Source organism: Microcoleus sp. PH2017_28_MFU_U_A (assembly GCF_020738035.1).
In the GTDB taxonomy this organism is placed as follows: Bacteria; Cyanobacteriota; Cyanobacteriia; order Cyanobacteriales; family Microcoleaceae; genus Microcoleus.
Map to the genome: position 1 here is coordinate 1 of NZ_JAEQCX010000020.1, position 1000 is coordinate 1000.

Consider the following 1000-nt stretch of genomic DNA (forward strand, 5'->3'; position numbering starts at 1 on the left):
TAAAATTGAAGTTGCCAACGACAAAGACGGCAAAACTTCTATAAGATTGGGGTATGAAATACCGGGCGCTAAGGGCGGTGTGACATTTGCTCCCGATGGGGAGAAAACAATAGAGGATTTGCCACCACCTGCGGTGCAATCTCCTCCTCCAGCACCAATTTCAATTACCACTCCGCTAGCTCCGATAATAAATAGTTATGTGCCAGAAGGAGATCCTATTTGCTTGGCTCTTGTAGGTAATTCCCGATCATCCTGGTCTTACTACAATGGGGTTCCCTGGCATTGTACAACTGGCTGGAATGTCGGTGATCATTTCGGTTACAATCGTCAGGGAAATGGCTTTTTATCGATTGATGTCCATCCGGCAGACGAAAACAAGATTACTTCTCTCACACAAATGAAATCGCCCTATCCGTTTGGGGTGAGAGTCAACAAAACTGGTGGTGGGAATGGTGTCGAAACTTCAAGAGTGCATTTCGACATGACTGACACTGGCTGGGGGTTAGCTGCTGGCGAATCCGTTAGCGGGGAAATTATTGTTGCCACCGTGGAAGATGGATTAATATCAGGATTTTCTCAAAATGTAGCACCGGGGGTAGTACGCTTCGGTATTTCCATTCGAGCTATTGTGTCGAGCAGTCAAACATCGACTCGTCCTGCAACGCGAGCAGGTAATCGATTGTTTATTCCCAGTGTTTACCCAGAATCTCCATTTGCCCTACTAGGTAAGGCTTCGTTAATCAACGATTATTTGAATAGCTTGAATTCAAATGCTTCGGCGAACGTGAAAACAGTAAGGCAATCAGGGGAAAAAGAGTGTACTCTAGTTAGCGGAAATGCAGTTACGCTACAGTACATGGTTAATAGATTAATTTTTGACACTACGCCAGTTCAAATCCCACAAAACTTGCCCAATTATCCACAAAGGTACAAGCCAATGAATTGTTGCGACAAAGTAGAAGAGATTTACAAATATCTTGGCATCGCCAAAATGAAGAAA

At 44.2% G+C, this 1000-nt stretch carries 1 protein-coding gene; it reads left to right on the forward strand.

The genetic code is table 11. From position 1 onward, the window contains the following. Positions 1–1000 (forward strand): hypothetical protein (locus JGK14_RS00195; RefSeq protein WP_325314560.1); only part of this gene is annotated, 1000 nt, incomplete at both ends.